This is a genomic window from Streptomyces solincola (assembly GCF_002982015.1).
GTDB lineage: Bacteria > Actinomycetota > Actinomycetes > Streptomycetales > Streptomycetaceae > Streptomyces > Streptomyces solincola.
Genome location: NZ_PVLV01000103.1, coordinates 1 through 15199, shown reverse-complemented (window position 1 = coordinate 15199; position 15199 = coordinate 1). Strand labels below are relative to the sequence as shown.

At 74.3% G+C, this 15199-nt stretch carries 12 protein-coding genes and 1 pseudogene; 7 read left to right on the top strand and 6 right to left on the bottom strand.

What is annotated here, in order from left to right:
* Window positions 1-92 precede the first annotated feature (92 nt).
* Both C6N75_RS08245 and C6N75_RS08240 read left to right on the top strand, forming a co-directional pair.
* On the top strand, window positions 93-1337 hold the full coding sequence (locus tag C6N75_RS08245) for a cation:proton antiporter (RefSeq protein ID WP_105868202.1): 1245 nt from the start codon (window positions 93-95) through the stop codon (window positions 1335-1337).
* A 79-nt stretch (window positions 1338-1416) separates the two neighbouring features.
* A complete protein-coding gene (locus C6N75_RS08240; RefSeq protein ID WP_105868201.1) occupies window positions 1417-1716 on the top strand; it encodes a hypothetical protein in 300 nt (99 codons plus the stop codon).
* 91 nt (window positions 1717-1807) lie between these two features.
* On the opposite strand, the gene C6N75_RS08235 is transcribed toward C6N75_RS08240, so the two are convergent.
* Genes C6N75_RS08235 through C6N75_RS08220 form a run of 4 tightly spaced genes read right to left on the bottom strand, consistent with a single transcriptional unit; the run spans window position 1808 to window position 6457 of the window.
* Window positions 1808-3175, bottom strand: coding sequence for a GH1 family beta-glucosidase (locus C6N75_RS08235; protein WP_105868200.1), 1368 nt, complete (start codon window positions 3173-3175; stop codon window positions 1808-1810).
* Between the two features lie 54 nt (window positions 3176-3229).
* Window positions 3230-4069, bottom strand: a complete 840-nt coding sequence (locus C6N75_RS08230; protein ID WP_105868199.1) for a carbohydrate ABC transporter permease — start codon at window positions 4067-4069, stop codon at window positions 3230-3232.
* A gap of 43 nt (window positions 4070-4112) precedes the next feature.
* On the bottom strand, window positions 4113-5114 hold the full coding sequence (locus C6N75_RS08225) for a carbohydrate ABC transporter permease (protein ID WP_105868198.1): 1002 nt from the start codon (window positions 5112-5114) through the stop codon (window positions 4113-4115).
* Between the two features lie 11 nt (window positions 5115-5125).
* Complete coding sequence (locus C6N75_RS08220; RefSeq protein WP_105868197.1) at window positions 5126-6457, bottom strand: ABC transporter substrate-binding protein; 1332 nt, start codon at window positions 6455-6457, stop codon at window positions 5126-5128.
* 212 nt (window positions 6458-6669) lie between these two features.
* Between C6N75_RS08220 and C6N75_RS08215 the strand changes: the two genes are divergently transcribed.
* Complete coding sequence (locus C6N75_RS08215) at window positions 6670-8184, top strand: ROK family transcriptional regulator (protein ID WP_105868196.1); 1515 nt, start codon at window positions 6670-6672, stop codon at window positions 8182-8184.
* Between the two features lie 130 nt (window positions 8185-8314).
* A complete protein-coding gene (locus tag C6N75_RS08210; protein WP_105868195.1) occupies window positions 8315-10789 on the top strand; it encodes a glycoside hydrolase family 3 C-terminal domain-containing protein in 2475 nt (824 codons plus the stop codon).
* A gap of 682 nt (window positions 10790-11471) precedes the next feature.
* Here C6N75_RS08210 and C6N75_RS08205 read toward each other — a convergent pair.
* Window positions 11472-12080, bottom strand: coding sequence for a TetR/AcrR family transcriptional regulator (locus C6N75_RS08205; RefSeq protein WP_258177287.1), 609 nt, complete (start codon window positions 12078-12080; stop codon window positions 11472-11474).
* A gap of 76 nt (window positions 12081-12156) precedes the next feature.
* Here C6N75_RS08205 and C6N75_RS08200 point away from each other — a divergent pair, with 76 nt between their 5' ends.
* A complete protein-coding gene (locus C6N75_RS08200) occupies window positions 12157-13242 on the top strand; it encodes a zinc-binding dehydrogenase (protein ID WP_105868194.1) in 1086 nt (361 codons plus the stop codon).
* An 84-nt stretch (window positions 13243-13326) separates the two neighbouring features.
* Window positions 13327-14367 carry a LacI family DNA-binding transcriptional regulator gene (locus C6N75_RS08195; protein WP_105868193.1) on the top strand — a complete coding sequence of 347 codons (1041 nt, stop codon included), beginning with the start codon at window positions 13327-13329 and terminating at the stop codon, window positions 14365-14367.
* Between the two features lie 52 nt (window positions 14368-14419).
* Here the strand turns inward: C6N75_RS08195 and C6N75_RS08190 are convergent.
* A pseudogene (locus tag C6N75_RS08190) lies at window positions 14420-15079 on the bottom strand (DUF1996 domain-containing protein); the annotation flags it as partial.
* Between C6N75_RS08190 and C6N75_RS29955 the strand changes: the two are divergent.
* Window positions 14988-15199, top strand: a 212-nt coding sequence (locus tag C6N75_RS29955) for a DUF1996 domain-containing protein (protein WP_407703205.1), incomplete at its 3' end; no start/stop codon positions are given. The pseudogene C6N75_RS08190 and the gene C6N75_RS29955 sit on opposite strands and share 92 nt — an antisense overlap.

The following is a 15199-nucleotide window of genomic DNA, read 5'->3' as shown; positions in this document are numbered from 1 at the left end:
CCCCCGCACCCCGCAGGAGACCCCGGAACACACCACGACCACCATGACGACGACCGCGACCGCGGCCGGGACGACAGCCGAGGCGGTGACCCGTGGGACACGCTGACACCCTGCTCGCCATGGGCGGCGCCTTCCTGGCCGCCGCCTTCCTCGCCCGGCTCGGCAGCCGCATTGGGCTGCCCACCATCCCGCTGTTCATGCTCGCCGGCATCCTGCTCGGCCCGCACACCCCCGGCCTCGTCCTGGTCGAGGACCCGCACGACCTGGAGATGCTCTCCGCGCTCGGCCTCGTGCTACTGCTGTTCTACCTGGGCCTGGAGTTCCACCTGGACGACCTCAAACGCGGCGGGCGGCGGCTGCTCGCGGCGGGCTCCGCCTACCTGCTGCTGAACGTCGGCGCCGGCCTCGGCTTCGGCTTCGCACTGGGGTGGGGCGCCCGTGAGGCGCTGGTGCTCGCCGGCGTCATCGGCATCTCCTCCTCCGCCATCGTCACCAAGATCCTCATCGACCTCGGACGGCTCCAACGCCCGGAGACCCGGCTGATCCTGGGCGTCATCGTGGTCGAGGACATCTTCCTCGCCCTCTACCTGGCCGCCCTGCAACCGGTGATCGGCGGCGCCGACAGCCCGGCCGAGATGATCCTTCAGACCGCCAAGGCGTTCGGCTTCCTGCTGCTCCTCGCCGCCCTGGCCCGCTACGGCGTCAAGGCCGTCGGCCGGCTCATCGCGGTCCGCGACGACGAACTCCTCGTCATCAGTTTCCTCGGCGCGGCCGTGCTGGTGGCCGGCGTCTCCGAACTGCTGGGCGTGGCCGACGCGATCGGCGCGTTCATGGTCGGCCTGATCCTCGGCTCCACCTCCTCCGGGCCGCGCATCCGCCAACTGGTGCACCCGCTGCGGGACGCCTTCGGCGCGGTCTTCTTCTTCGGCTTCGGGCTCGCGATCGACCCCGGTGACGTGCTCTCCGTCGCCGGACCCGTCCTGGCCGCCGCCGCCGTCACCGCCGCGATGAACGTGGCCGCGGGACTCTTCGCCGCCCGGCTGCACGGCTTCGGCCCGGAACCGGCCGCCGGGATCGCCACCACCCTGCTGGCCCGCGGCGAGTTCGCGCTCATCCTGGCCGCCATGGCCGCCTCCGCCGGCCTCGACGACCGCCTCGCCCCGTTCATCGCCGGCTATGTGCTGGTCCTCGCCGTCCTCGGCCCGATCGCCGCCGGACGCTCGCACCGGCTCGCCCGGATGCTGCGCGCGGCGGTGGGCCTGCGGCCCGCACCGGACCGCGCCCGCCGCGAGGAGGTCCCCGAGCAGATCAGGGAGGACGCCTCCGCCTCCACCTGAGCGGCGGCGGGGCGGCCCCGTCAGGGGGACAGCGGCGCCCGGCGCGTGTCCGGAAGCGGGGACGGCCGTTGACCGGGGTATGACCAAGACCCATCGCGTACTCGCCGCTCTCGCGGTCGCCGCCGGCGCCTCCGCGCTCTCCGCCCCCTCCGCCCAGGCGGTCGCCGGGGTCCCCCTCCCGGTGGGGCCCGGCGCGCCGTCCGTCGTCAGCCGGGTGGACGACCTGACCTCCATGGGACTGCCCACCGAGCAGGCGGCCCGGGTGCCCCGGGTGACCCAGCAGCTCGGCGGACTCGGCGGCCTCCAGCAGCTCGGCCAGGCCCGCCAGCTCATCGAGCCGGTCGCCCCGGTGATCGGCCTGCTGCCCGTCACCGGCTGACCGCGTCCACGAGCCGAGCCACGACGCGGGCCCGGGGCGCCTTCCGCTCCCCGGGCCCGTGTCCGTTTCCCGCACCCGTCGCCTCGCCCGATCAGGCGGCGCTGTCGGTGTGCGCGGCGCGGTGCGCGCGGATGACGTCGGCGTACCGGTGGCCGCTGCCCTTGACCGTGCGCCGCTGGGTGGCGTAGTCCACGTGCACCAGGCCGAAGCGCTTGTCGTAGCCGTAGGCCCACTCGAAGTTGTCCAGCAGTGACCAGGCGAAGTACCCCGCCAGCGGCACGCCCTTGCGCACCGCCCGGGCGCAGGCGGCCAGGTGCCGCTCCAGGTAGTCGGCCCGCTCGGGGTCGTCGACCGTGCCGTCCGCCCGGACGGTGTCCGGGTAGGCGGAGCCGTTCTCCGTCACGTACAGCCGCCGCGCCCCGTACTCCTCGGTGAGCCGCAGCAGCAGCGTCTCGATGCCGCCGGCGTCGACCTCCCACCCCATCCGCGTCACCGGGACGCCCGGGCGGTCGACCTGGCGGGCGTAGGGGGCCGGGCCGTCCGGGTCGTCGGCGACCACGGCCGGGAAGTAGTAGTTCAGGCCCAGCCAGTCCAGCGGCGCCGCGATGACCGCCGGGTCGCCGGGGTGCTCGGGCAGCTCGACGCCGTACACCTCCCGCATGTCGGCGGGGAAACCGCGGCCGTGCACCGGGTCCAGCCACCAGCGGTTGGTGTGGCCGTCCACCCGCCGCGCCGCAGCCAGGTCCTCGGGCCGGTCGCTCGCCGGGGCGACCGTGGACAGGTTGTTGACGATGCCGACCTGCGCGTCCGGGGCGGCGGCCCGGACGGCCTGCGCGGCCAGCCCGTGGCCGAGCAGCAGGTGGTACGAGGCCCGGACCGCCGCGGTGAGGTCGGTGGTCCCGGGGGCCATCCGGCCCTCCAGGTGCCCGATCCACGCCGAGCACAGCGGCTCGTTGAGGGTGGCCCAGTGGTGCACCCGGTCGCCGAGCCGCTCGGCGACGACGGAGGCGTAGCCGGCCAGGTGGTGGGCGGTGTCCCGGACGGTCCAGCCGCCGCGGTCCTGCAACGCCTGCGGCAGGTCCCAGTGGTAGAGCGTCAGGGACGGCGCGATGCCGGCTTCCAGCAGCCCGTCGACCAGGCGGTCGTAGAAGTCCAGTCCCCGGGCGTTGACCGGCCCGTCGCCACCGGGCACGATCCGCGGCCAGGCGGTCGAGAAGCGGTAGGCGTTCGCGCCCAGGTGGCGCATCAGCGCGATGTCCTCGGGCCAGCGGTGGTAGTGGTCGCAGGCGGTGTCGCCGTGGTCGCCGCCGTCGACCTTGCCGGGGGTGTGGGAGAAGGTGTCCCAGATGGAGGGCGCCCGGCCGTCCTCGGCGACGGCGCCCTCGATCTGGTAGGCCGACGTGGCCGTCCCCCAGGCGAAGTCGGGCGGCAGGGCGGCGTAGTCGGTGAACTCGCTCACGAACGTCCTTTCAGCACATGCACGGGGGAGGAGCGGTACGGGGGGTGGGCGCCGTCACTTGACGGCGCCGGCGGTCAGCCCGGTCACCAGATAGCGCTGGAGCAGCAGGAAGCCGGCCACCACCGGCACGCTGACGACCAGCGAGGCGGCCATGATCTGGTTCCAGTACACGTCGTTCTGGGTGGAGTAGCCCTGGAGGCCGACGGCCAGGGTCCGGGTGGTCTCGTCGGTCATCACCGAGGCGAACAGCACCTCGCCCCACGCGGTCATGAACGCGTACACCGCGACGGCCACGATGCCCGGCACCGCGGCCGGCACCACCACCCGGAACAGCGCCTTCAGCGGTCCGCAGCCGTCCACCAGGGCGGCCTCGTCCAGCTCCCTGGGCACCGACTCGAAATAGCCGATCAGCATCCAGACGGAGAACGGCAGCGAGAAGGTCAGATAGGTGAGGATCAGCCCGCCGCGCGAGCCGAACAGCGCCACCCCGGTGGCGTTGCCGATGTTGACGAAGATCAGGAACAGCGGCAGCAGGAACAGGATGCCGGGAAACATCTGCGTGGACAGCACCGTCACCGTGAACAGCCGCTTGCCGCGGAACCGGTAGCGGCTGACCGCGTACGCGGCGAAGACGGCGATCACCACCGAGCAGACGGTGGCCGCGCCCGCCACGATCAGCGAGTTCACGAAGTAGTGCGCCAGCGGCACCGTCTCCCAGATGTCGAAGTACGGCCGGACCGTCAGCCCGCTCGGCAGCCAGCGGAACTCCCCCGAGACGTCCTGGAGCGGCTTCAGGGAGCTGGAGACCATCACGTACACCGGCAGCAGCACGAAGCCGGACAGCAGGGTCAGGAAGATCCGCCTGGACCACACGAAGGACCTCGGCGGCGCCATCGGCGAGCGGACCGAACGGGCCGGCGTCGGACGGGCAGAGCGCTCAACCACGGGAAACCCTCCGCTCGCGCGAGGTGAGGAACAGGTACACACCCGTCACCAGCAGCAGGAACACCAGCAGCAGCACCGACATGGCGGAGCCCGCGCCGAAGTTCCAGGTGGCGAAGGACGACTGGTAGATGTGGATCGACACCAGGTTCGCCGCCTCCGGCGCCGCCCTGCCGAACAGCACGAACGGCGTGTTGAAGTCGTTGAACGTCCACAGGAACAGCACGAGGACCAGCACCTGGTTGACCGGCCGCAGCGACGGCAGGGTGATCCGCCGGAGCTGCTGCCACCGGCCGGCGCCGTCCAGCGCGGCCGCCTCGTACATCTCCCGCGGCACGTTTTGCAGCCCGGCCATGACGATCAGGAAGGCGAACGGCCAGCCCTTCCACACCGACACGGTCAGCAGCGCGACGAAGCTGTTGCCGCCGATCAGCCAGAACGACGGCGAGTCCAGCAGTCCCAACTGCTCGTGCAGCACGTAGTTCACCAGCCCGTTGTCCCGCTGGAACATGAACGACCAGGTGATCACCGCCGCGTACACTGGCAGCGCGTACGGGACGAGGAACAGCGCCCGCAGGAAACCCCGGCCGCGGAACGACTCCTGCAAGTACACGGCGGCCGCCGTGCCGAGCAGCCAGCACAACCCGACCGACGCCGCGGTGAACAGGCAGGTGGTGACGAAGGACTTCAGCAGCGCCTGCCCGGCCGGGCCGTCCAGGTCCACCACCAGCCGGAAGTTGTCCAGACCGCGCCAGGGGGCGGCGCCCCAGTCGCGCAGGTGGAACTGCGTCAGCTCCTTGAAGCTCATCGCCACGCCGATCACGATCGGCAGCAGATGGACCAGGATCTCCAGCAGCAGCGCCGGCAGGAGCAGCAGATAGGGCAGCGCGGTGCGGCGGACCCGGCCGGGGCGGCGCGGGCCGCGCCCCGCCCCGGAGGTCTTCCGCACGGCCGGCTCCGGTGCGCGGGTGCCGGCGCTCGCGGTGGTGAGGGTCATCTCGCTCCCGCTCAGCTCTGCGGCATCTGCTGCTGGGCCTTGGCGAGTTCGGCCTTCACCGACTCCTCCGTCACCGCGCCGCCGCCCGCCGCGGTGGCGAACAGGTTCTTCACCGCGGTGCCCACCACCGTCTCGAACTGCGACTCGTCGGGCACCTGCGGCAGCGCCTGCGCGCTGGCGCCCAGGGTCTCCCGCAGCACCTTCAGCTCCGGCCGGTCGAACGCCGGGTCGCTCTGCGCGGCCTTCACCGGCGGGATCGAGCCGTAGGTGGAGCAGAGGATGCGCTGCTCCTCGTCGCTGGTCATGAACTTCACGAACTTCATGGCGCCGTCGGCGTTCCTGGTGTTCTTGAAGACCGCCATGTTGATGCCCGCGACCATGGAGTTGACCGCGGTGCCCTGGCCGGGGGCGCCGGAGGCGACCGGCACCGGGGCGACGCCCCAGTCCTCGTCCGCCATGCCCTGGGACGTGAAGGTGGAGGCGGCCGCCTGCCAGAGCACCATCGCCGTCCTGCCCTTGGCGAAGTCGCTCAGCGACTGGTTCTGCGCGTACTCGGCGTTGCCCGGGGCGATGATCTTGTCCTTGGCCATGAAGTCGACATACTGCTTCACCGCCTTGACCGCCCCGTCGGAGGTGAAGTCCGGCCTGCCCTGGGCGTCGAAGAAGTCCGCCCCGTGCTGCTTGCCCAGCACGAAGACCTGGTGGATGTTGTTGGAGAGGTTCGAACCCTCCGCGCCCAGCGCCCACTTGCCGTCCTTGGACAGCTTCTTTCCGGTGGCGACCAGCTCGTCCCAGGTCGCCGGCGGCTTCGCGACGCCCGCGTCGGCGAACATCTTCTTGTTGTAGTAGAGCGCGTACGACATCGAGTACAGCGGCACGGCGGCCGGATCCTGCCCCCGCGCGCCGGTGGAGCCCAGCGCCGACTCCACGAACCGGTCCCGTCCGCCGATCTTGCCGAAGCTCGCCTCGTCCCAGGGCATCAGCGCCCCGGTGGCCTGGAGCGAGGCCGACCAGGTGTTGCCGATGTTCAGCACGTCGGGGCCCTGCCCGGAGGTGGCGGCGGTCATGATCCGGTTGAGCAGGTCGGACCAGGGGACCACCTCCAGCTTGACCTTGATGCCGGTCTGCTTCTCGAACTTCCGCAGCTCCGGCTCCAGGGTCTTCTTGTCCGCCTCGATGTTCGGACCCTGGTTGGACGCCCAGTACGTGAGGGTCTTCGGCGACCCGTTCGAACCCCCGTCCGCGGACGTGCCCCCACCGCACCCGGTGGCGGCGGCCAGCAGGGAGACGACGACGGCACTGCCGGCTGCTGCTCTGACAGCTCTTGCACTGATTCTGCGCATGGCTCCAGGTGTCCCTTTCCGATGGAGCGAGCGGGGCCGCGGGCGGTGGACGGCGACCGTTCGAGGAGGCGGGTGCGGCTTCGGCCTCCCAATGCCCTCACGGCTTAATTTAGGACGTGAGTTAAGCTCTCGCGGGCGGTAGCGTCAAGGGTCCGGGCGGAAGGAACTTCCGCCCGGCACAAGGCCGGTGGACAGACCGAAGGGAGCCGCACGTGGCAGCGAGGAACCGACGGACGGTGGGCGACCTGCGGCGCAGCAACCGCGCCGCCGTGCTCAGACGGCTCTACTTCGACGGCCCCACCAGCCGCCAGGAACTCGGCCCCGCCACCGGACTCAGCTCCGGCACCATCAGCAACGTCGTCGGCGATCTGGTCGGCGACGGGCTGCTGGAGGAGGCCGGCACCGTCGACTCCGACGGCGGCCGCCCCCGCACCCTGCTGCGCATCGTCCCCGGTGCCGGCCGCCTCATCGGCGTCGACGTCGGCGAGACCCGGGTCAGGGTCGAGCTGTTCGACCTCGCCCTGACCGAACTCGCCCGCGTCGAGAAGCCGATGACCGGACCCGCCGCCTACGACGTCGACACCGTCGTCGCGCGCGTCCGCGACGGCATCGCCGAGGTGCTCCGCCACGACGGCGACCCGGCGGGGGAGTACGGCCCCGACGGGGGCCACCTGGTCGGCGTGGGCGTCGGCGTGCCCGGCATTGTCGCCGCCACCCCCGACCAGGGCGCGGTGGTGCACGGCCAGACCATCGGCTGGGACGCCGTCCCGCTCGAACGCCTGCTGCGCGCCGCGTGCCGGCTGCCGGACACCGTGCCGGTGCTGATCGAGAACGGCGCCCGCACCCTCGGCCAGGCCGAGATGTGGTTCGGCGCCGGACGCGGGGCGCAGAGCGCGACCGTGGTGCTCTTCGGCTCCGGCGTCGGCGCCTGCCTGGTCACCGACCACGCCGACCAGGGACGCGCGCTGGAGTGGGGCCATGTCACCGTCCGGGTCGGCGGCCGCCGCTGCCGCTGCGGCGCCCCAGGCTGCCTGGAGGCCTACGCCGGCGCCGCCGCCCTGCTGGAACGCTGGCGCGAAGCGGGCGGCCGCCCCCCGCGGAACGCCGACGAGGAGACGGCCCTGGCCGCCCTGATCGCGGCGGCGTACCCGGCGGAGGGCCCGGGGAGCGCGCCTGGCACGGGGAGCGCGGCCATTGCGGGAAGTGGGCCCGGCGCGACGGCCGGGGGTCCGGAGGTCGGGAGTCCGGGGTCCCAGAGTCCGGGGTCCGAGGGTCCGGGCGTCGGAAGTCGGGGGCCCGGGAGTGCTGGGTCCCGGAGTGCTGGGTCCGGGGGTGCGGGAGTCAGTCCCGGTGTGGAGGGCGCGGCGGTCGACCCGGTGGCCGCTGCCGTGCTGGCGGAGACCGCCGAGTACCTGGGCGCGGGGCTGTCCGGACTGATCAACCTCTTCCAGCCGGAGCGGGTCCTGATCGGCGGCTGGGCCGGGCTGCTGCTGGGCCCCCGCTTCCTGGACGAGGTGCGCCGGCACGCGGCCGCGTACTCGATGACCTACCCGGCCGGCCGCGCCGTCATCGCCCTGGGCGCGCTGGGTCCGGACGCCGTCACCGTCGGGGCGGCGACCCTGCCGCTCGGGGTGTTCCTGGACGCGGGCGGCCGCCGCGAGGAGCCGGTCCGCGAGATGGTGCTGCCGGCCTGGCAGGCGGCCATCAAGGGACGCGTGCTGAACTGACGCCCCGTCGGCCGGTGGGCGCATGTGTTGACACGGGCGTCGCGGCGTGACCACCCTTGGCTACGGAGAGCGCTCTCCGATATGTGGGCGTGCGGAGCGCGTGCGCGGACGGGGCGAGGGGCGGGGCGGGATGGGCGAGGACGAGATCTCCACGCTGCTGGGGAAGTTGGACCTGCCGCGGAAGGTGCGGCTGCTCACCGGTGCGAGCACCTGGCGCACCCACGCCGAGCCGGCCGTCGGACTGGCCGCGCTCACCCTCTCCGACGGCCCCGCCGGGGTGCGCGGCCCCGCCTGGGACGAGCGCAGCCCCTCCGTCCTGCTGCCCTGCGCGTCCGCGCTCGCCGCGGCCTGGGACGAACCGCTGGTCGAGCGGCTCGGCGCGCTGCTGGCCGCCGAGGCCCGCCGCAAGGGCGTACACGTGGTGCTCGCCCCCACTCTCAACCTGCACCGCTCGCCGCTCGGCGGCCGGCACTTCGAGTGCTTCGCCGAGGACCCCGAGCTGGCCGGCCGCACCGGTGCCGCCCTGATCCGCGGCCTACAGGAGAACGGGGTGGCCGCCGCGGCCAAGCACTACACCGCCAACGACGCCGAGACCGACCGGCTCACCGTGGACGTCCGGGTCGGCGAACGCGCCCTGCGCGAGGTCTACCTCGCCCCCTTCGAGGCCGCCGTCGAAGCCGGCGTGCGGCTGGTGATGGCCGGCTACAACGCCGTCGACGGCGTCACCATGACGCAGAGCCCGCTGCTGGCCCAGCCGCTCAAGGGGGCCTGGGGCTTCGACGGGGTGGTGGTCTCCGACTGGGGCGCCGCCCGCTCCGTCACCGCCGCCGCCGCCGCGGCCACCGACCTGGTGATGCCCGGCCCCGAAGGGCCCTGGGGCGAGGCGCTCGTGGCCGCCGTCCGGTCCGGCGCGGTGCCCGAGTCCGCCGTCGACGACAAGGTACGGCGCCTGCTCCGCCTCGCGGGACGGGTCGGCGCGCTGGACCCCGTGGCGGAGCGCCCGCAGAGCGCCCCGGCCCCCGGAGCGGGACAGTCGGGCGCGGCCCTGCTGCGTACGGCCGTCGCCGCCGGGACGGTGCTGCTGGAGAACCGGGGGGTGCTGCCGCTGGACCCCGCGGCCCTCCGGTCGCTCGCCGTCATCGGGGCGCACGCCGCCGCGCCGCGCGCCCAGGGCGGGGGCAGCGCCGGAGTCTTCCCCTACCCGTCCGACAGCCCCCTCGACGCCGTCCGGCTCGCCTTGCCGGCGACCGTCGACGTCCTCCACGCCGCCGGCCCCGCGGTGCACCCCCCGGCGCCGGTCGGGCTCGACGGGATCGAGGCGCTCGACTGCCGTGATCCCCGCACCGGCCGGCCCGGGGTGCGCTTGCGGGTGCTCGACGGGGACGGGGCCGAACTCCACACCGAGTACCGGCTCTCCGGCCGTCTGCTGGAACCGCCGCTTCCTCCGGGCGCGCACACCCTGGAGGTCACCGCCCTGGTGCGGCCTACCGTCGCCGGCGAGTGGACCTGGGGCGTCGGCGGCTTCGGCCGACTGGAGTTGACCGTCGGCGACGCCACGCTGGTGGACGGGGAGTTCCCGGCCGCGACCGACGACCCGGCCCTGCTGCACGTCAGCCCGCCCTGCCGGTACGGGCGCATCCGGCTGCCGGCCGGGCGGCCCGTCCGGGTGGCGGCCCGCCGGCGGCTCGACCCCGGCGCCGGCCGGGCGGTGCTGCTGACCGCGGCCCCGCCCGCCCCGGATCCCGCCGCCGCCATCGCCGAGGCGGTGCGCGCCGCCCGCGCCGCGGACGCCGCCGTGGTGTGCGTGGGCACCACCGAGGAGAGCGAGTGCGAGGGGCGTGACCGCACCGGGCTGGTGCTGCCCGGACCGCAGGACGCCCTGGTGGAGGCGGTCGCGGCGGCCAACCCCCGCACGGCCGTGGTGGTGACCGCGGGCGGCCCGGTGGAGCTGCCGTGGCGCACCCGGGCCGGCGCGGTGCTGCTCGGCTGGTTCCCCGGCCAGGAGGGCGGCGCCGGACTCGCCGACGTGCTGCTCGGCCGGGCCGAACCGGGCGGCCGGCTGCCCACCACCTGGCCGGCCCGGCTCGCCGACGCCCCCGTCACCGCCACCGCGCCCCGGGCCGGCAGGCTTTCGTACGACGAGGGCCTGCACATCGGTCACCGGGCCTGGCTGCGTCGCCAGGGCCCGCCGCCCGCCTACTGGTTCGGCCACGGCCTCGGCTACACCGCCTGGGCGTACGAGGAGTCGGCCGTACAGGGCCCGGCGGGCGCCGGGGGGCCGCACCGGGCGACGGCTTTCACCGTGCGCGTCCGGCTGCGCAACACCGGCGCCCGGGCCGGCCGCGAGGTGGTCCAGGTCTACCTGGCCCGCCCCGGCTCCGCGGTCGAACGACCGGTGCGCTGGTTCGCCGGGTACGCCGCCGTGCGGGCGGCCGCCGGAGCGGCTGTCACCGCCGAAGTCCCCGTGCCCTGGCGCGCCTTGCGGCACTGGTCACCGCAGGAGGGGCGGTGGCGCTGGGAGCCCGGCCGGTACGAGGTGCTGATAGGCCCCTCGGCGGGCCGGATCGCCCTCAGCGACGCCGTGCGGCTGCGATGTCCGTCCTGACTCCCCTGCTGTGACCCGGGGCCGGACCGAGTGCCCGGGCATGGGCGTCGACGCGGACGTCGTGGTGGTGCCGGGCCGGGCCGGTCGGGCTGAGCGCCAGGCTGCTGCCGCCCCGCGCAGGCACGGCGGCTGCGCCCCGCGCCGACTGCGCTCCCGCTACCCGTGACTCGTGCCTCCTCGCCGTCCCGTAGTGCGCCGCCGGGGCCTGCCCGCCGCGGAGGCCGGTCGTGCCGGGGTGCGGGGTGCGGATGCGGGTGCCGTGCTCCGCGCCGGTCCGGCCGGTGGTGGAGGACCCCGGCGGCGTCACCGTGCGGGCGGACACCCGCAACCCCTGCGGACCCGCTGGGTGGTGGCCGCCGACGGCGCGTCGTGGAACCGCCTTGGCCGGCCCGGTGTTTCCCGGCCGCACCCGACCCCGGCGCCTGGCAACTCGCCGACCTGCGGGTGGCAACGCCTTCCTCCTGGCCGCACACCTGCTCACCCCCCGCCCCCGCCCCCTGGCACGACGTCGAAGTCAGCGCGCACGCCCGCACCCTGCTCCTGGCCGCCGAGGCCCTGCTCGCCCCCGACCGCCCCGCGGCACACGCCGTAGCCGCACCGCGTAGACACACCCCGTGGACCGCGTGGAACGCGGGCCCCGTAGACCGCTGGGACACGGACAGCCGCGGGGCCGGCGCTCGGCTCAGCCGCTTGCGTCGCCGTCGCCGTCGCCGGCCTGGCCGTGCGGGGGCGCGGCGGCCCGCACCAGGGCGCGGGCCAGATCGGCGCTCGGTTCGAGGGTGCCGAGCGCGAGCGGCTGGGTGGCGACGGCGCCCTCGTGCAGCACCAGCAGCCGTACGGCGAGCATGGCCGGGTCCGCGCAGCCCGCGGCGGTGGCCAGTTGCTCGAACAGCCCCCGCAGCCAGTGCTTCTGGTCCGCGGCGATGCGGTACGCCGGGTGCGACGGGTCCGGCAGCTCGGCCAGCGCGTTGATGAACGCGCACCCGCGGGTGTGGCCCTCGCTCCAAGCGCGCAGGGCCTCGAAGGGGGCGGTGACGGCCTCGGCGGGGGAGTCGGCGGCTTCCACGGCGGCCTGGACCAGGGCCCGCCACCGCCCGTCCCGTTCGGTCAGATACGCCGCCACGAGCTGGTCCTTGGAACCGAAGCGGTTGTACAGCGTCCGCTTGGTGACGCCCGAGTGCTCGGCGATCAGGTCCACGCCGACCGCGGTGATGCCGCGCTCGTAGAACAGCTCCTCGGCGGCCGCGACGATACGGCGGCCGGCCGGGGTCAGGGGCCGCGCTTCCGGCACGACGCACTCCTTTACAGATCGGTGTACGGGTGGACAACAGATTCACAGATCAGTATACCTGCGAGGAGGTCCGACGATGAGTGAGTCCAAGGCTTCGCCCGCGATCACGGCCGCGACCACGCCCGTGTCCATGCGCGCGGTGCGCATCACGCGGCACGGAGGACCGGAAGTCCTCGAACGAGCGGAGGTGGCCGTTCCCGCCCTGAGGGCGGGGGAGGTGCTGGTCCGGGTCGCCGCCGCCGCGCTGAACAACACCGACCTGTGGACCCGGGAAGGCGCCTACGGCCGCCCGGGAGACCCCGCGTCCCGGTCGGGCTGGCGCGGCCCGATCGACTTCCCCCGCATCCAGGGAGCCGACGTGGCCGGTCGGGTTGCCGCGGCCGGCCCCGGGGCGGACGCCCGCCTGGTCGGACGCCGCGTGGTGGTCGACCCCGCGCTCTACGACGCCGACGCATCGGACGCCCACCCGGTCGGGCTGATGGGAAGCGAACGCGACGGCGGCTACGCCGAGTACGTGACCGCGCCAGCCGGGCAGGTGCACGACGTGACGTCGTCCCCGCTCACCGACGACCAGCTCGCCACCCTGCCGACCGCATACGGCACGGCCCTGGGCATGATCGAGCGCGGCCGACTGCGCGAGGGCGAGACCGCCCTGGTGACCGGCGCGTCCGGCGGCGTGGGCCTCGCGCTGGTGCAGCTCGCCCGGGCGCGTGGCGCGCGGGTGCTCGCCGTCAGCAGCGCACCGAAGACCGAGGCGGTGCGCGCGGCGGGCGCGCACCGGGTCCTCGACCGGGCCCGGGACGTCGCCGACCAGGTCCGCGCCGCCGCCCCCGAAGGCGTGGAAGTCGTCCTCGACGTCGTGGCCGGCGGCCTGCTCGGCACGGGACTGCCGCTGCTGCGCGAAGGAGGCCGCTGGGTCGTCGCCGGCGCGCTGGGCGGCTACCAGGCGGCGTTCGACGTCCGCCGCCTCTATCTGCACAACGCCCAGGTGATCGGCTCCGCGATGCACACCCCCGCTCACTTCGCCCTGCTCATGGAGCTGGCCCGGCGCGGCGCCGTCCAACCGGTCATCGCCGCCGTCCATCCCCTGGAACAGGCCGCCCGGGCGCAGCGGGAACTCTCCCGCCGGACCCACGTGGGAAAGATCGTCCTGCACCCGTGACGCCGGGGTGGACCCGTGCCGACCCACCGTCGCGGGCGCCGCTCGGCCCCCGGCCGTCCGGCCGGGGGCCGATAGGGTGACGCCATGACGCGACAGGCGCCCACGCTCGAGGACGTTGCACGTGAGGCGGGGGTTTCCCGCGCCACCGTCTCCAGGGTCGTCAACGGCATCCGCAATGTCGCCCCCGACATCCAGGACGCCGTGCGGGAAGCCATCGAGCGCACCGGCTACGCCCCCAACCGGGCCGCCCGCGCCCTGGTGACCCGGCGGGCCGAGACCATCGCCCTGGTCGTCTCCGGCGCCGGCGGCGAGTCCGAGCAGGAGCAGAGCGCCTTCGCCTCGCGGATGCTGACCGACCCCTTCTTCGGCCGAGTCGTCGGCGGGGTGATCACCTTCCTGCGGCCCCGCTCCATGTACCCGGTGCTGATGTTCGCCGAGACCGCCGAGGCCCGCCGGCAGGTCGTCTCCTATCTGCGCCAGGGCAGCGCCGACGGCGCGCTGGTCTTCTCCACACACGCCGCCGACCCGTTGCCCACCCTGCTCGCCGACGCGGACCTGCCCTGCGCGCTGTTCGCCCGGCCCCCGGCCGGCACCGCCGTCAGCCATGTCGACGTCGACCACCGCGAGGGCGGCCGGCTCGCCGCCGACCGGCTCGCGGCCCGCGGCTGCCGCCGGGTCGCCACCGTCACCGGACCGCTCGACCTGCCGGCCGCCCGGGACCGGCTGGACGGCTTTCAGACCGCCATGGCCCGCCACGGCCAGCCCGTCGTACCGGTCCGGGAGGGGGACTTCACCGCAGCCGGCGGCGCCGCGGCCATGCACTGGCTGCTGGCCGAACACCCCGACACGGACGGGGTGTTCGCCGCCAACGACCTGATGGCGATCGGCGTCATGGAGGCCGCCGGCGAGACCGGGCGGCGGGTGCCGGACGACGTCGCGGTGATCGGCTTCGACGACTCCGGGGTGGCCGCGGCCGGCCGGCCCCCGCTCACCACCGTCCGCCAGCCCATGGAGGAGATGGCCGCCACCATGGCCCGACTGCTCCAGGAGCAGATCGAGGGCACCCGCACCACCCCGGCCTCCGTGGTCTTCGACGCCGAGCTCGTCGTCCGGGCCTCGGCCTGACCCGACTTCCGACGGCCGGCCGGCCGAGGGCAGCCGGCTCGGGCCGGCCCGCTCAGGGCAGCCGGTAGTCCGCGGTCAGCGCCGCCCCCGCCTCGGGGTGCGTCTCGTCGTAGCCGCGGGCGTCGCACTGCAGACCGCCGACCACGCAGTGCTCCACCAGCCTCTTCAGCACCGGCTCCTGCCAGGCGTTGAAGAAGTCGTAGTGGAACGAGTGCGCCGCGCCGCTGGCCAGTCTCACCTGTGACATGTCCCCGTCCACCGGGAACGCCATCTTGAACTCCACCATCGGCAGCGCGACCGGATGGCTCGCCGGGCACACGTCGTCGTTGCCGCCGGGCTTCACCACCGGGTACGCCATGTGGCTCTGGTGGTCCGGGGTGTCCAGGTACCGGCCGTCCCAGCAACTGGGCGCCTGCATACGGATGTTCAGTTGGGTGCCGCCCGGGCACTGCGCCGGGAAGGCGGTGTTCCGGTAACTGTCCCCGCACTCCCAGCCCTCCACCCAGCCCGGATGGTCCCGGAACTGCTGGGCGCTCTGCGTGGGACTGCCCACCACGAACCGCAGCCCGCGCGGGAACGGCCGCACGCTGGTGTAGTCCGTCACCCCCGACTTGTAGTAGATGACCTGGTCGCCGACCGGCAGGATCTTCTGCTGTCCCCGGAACAGCGACGGCATCCAGTACGCGGAGGAGTCCCCGGGCGCCTCGCACGACCACACGTTCATGGGCAACACCTCGACGAACGGCGACAGCGTGACCGGCACGCTCTACGGCGGGGCGACCCGGTGCAAGGCGCCCGGGGACTCCTCCGCGTACTGGATGCCGTCGCTGTT

What these genes read in the sequence shown, in the direction of transcription:
- C6N75_RS08230 (WP_105868199.1), bottom strand. Translation starts at nt 4,069, where the DNA reads ATGGCGCCGCCGAGGTCCTTCGTGTGGTCCAGGCGGATCTTCCTGACC.
- C6N75_RS08210 (WP_105868195.1), top strand. Translation starts at nt 8,315, where the DNA reads ATGGGCGAGGACGAGATCTCCACGCTGCTGGGGAAGTTGGACCTGCCG.
- C6N75_RS08200 (WP_105868194.1), top strand. Translation starts at nt 12,157, where the DNA reads ATGAGTGAGTCCAAGGCTTCGCCCGCGATCACGGCCGCGACCACGCCC.
- C6N75_RS08220 (WP_105868197.1), bottom strand. Translation starts at nt 6,457, where the DNA reads ATGCGCAGAATCAGTGCAAGAGCTGTCAGAGCAGCAGCCGGCAGTGCC.
- C6N75_RS08225 (WP_105868198.1), bottom strand. Translation starts at nt 5,114, where the DNA reads ATGACCCTCACCACCGCGAGCGCCGGCACCCGCGCACCGGAGCCGGCC.
- C6N75_RS08195 (WP_105868193.1), top strand. Translation starts at nt 13,327, where the DNA reads ATGACGCGACAGGCGCCCACGCTCGAGGACGTTGCACGTGAGGCGGGG.
- C6N75_RS08240 (WP_105868201.1), top strand. Translation starts at nt 1,417, where the DNA reads ATGACCAAGACCCATCGCGTACTCGCCGCTCTCGCGGTCGCCGCCGGC.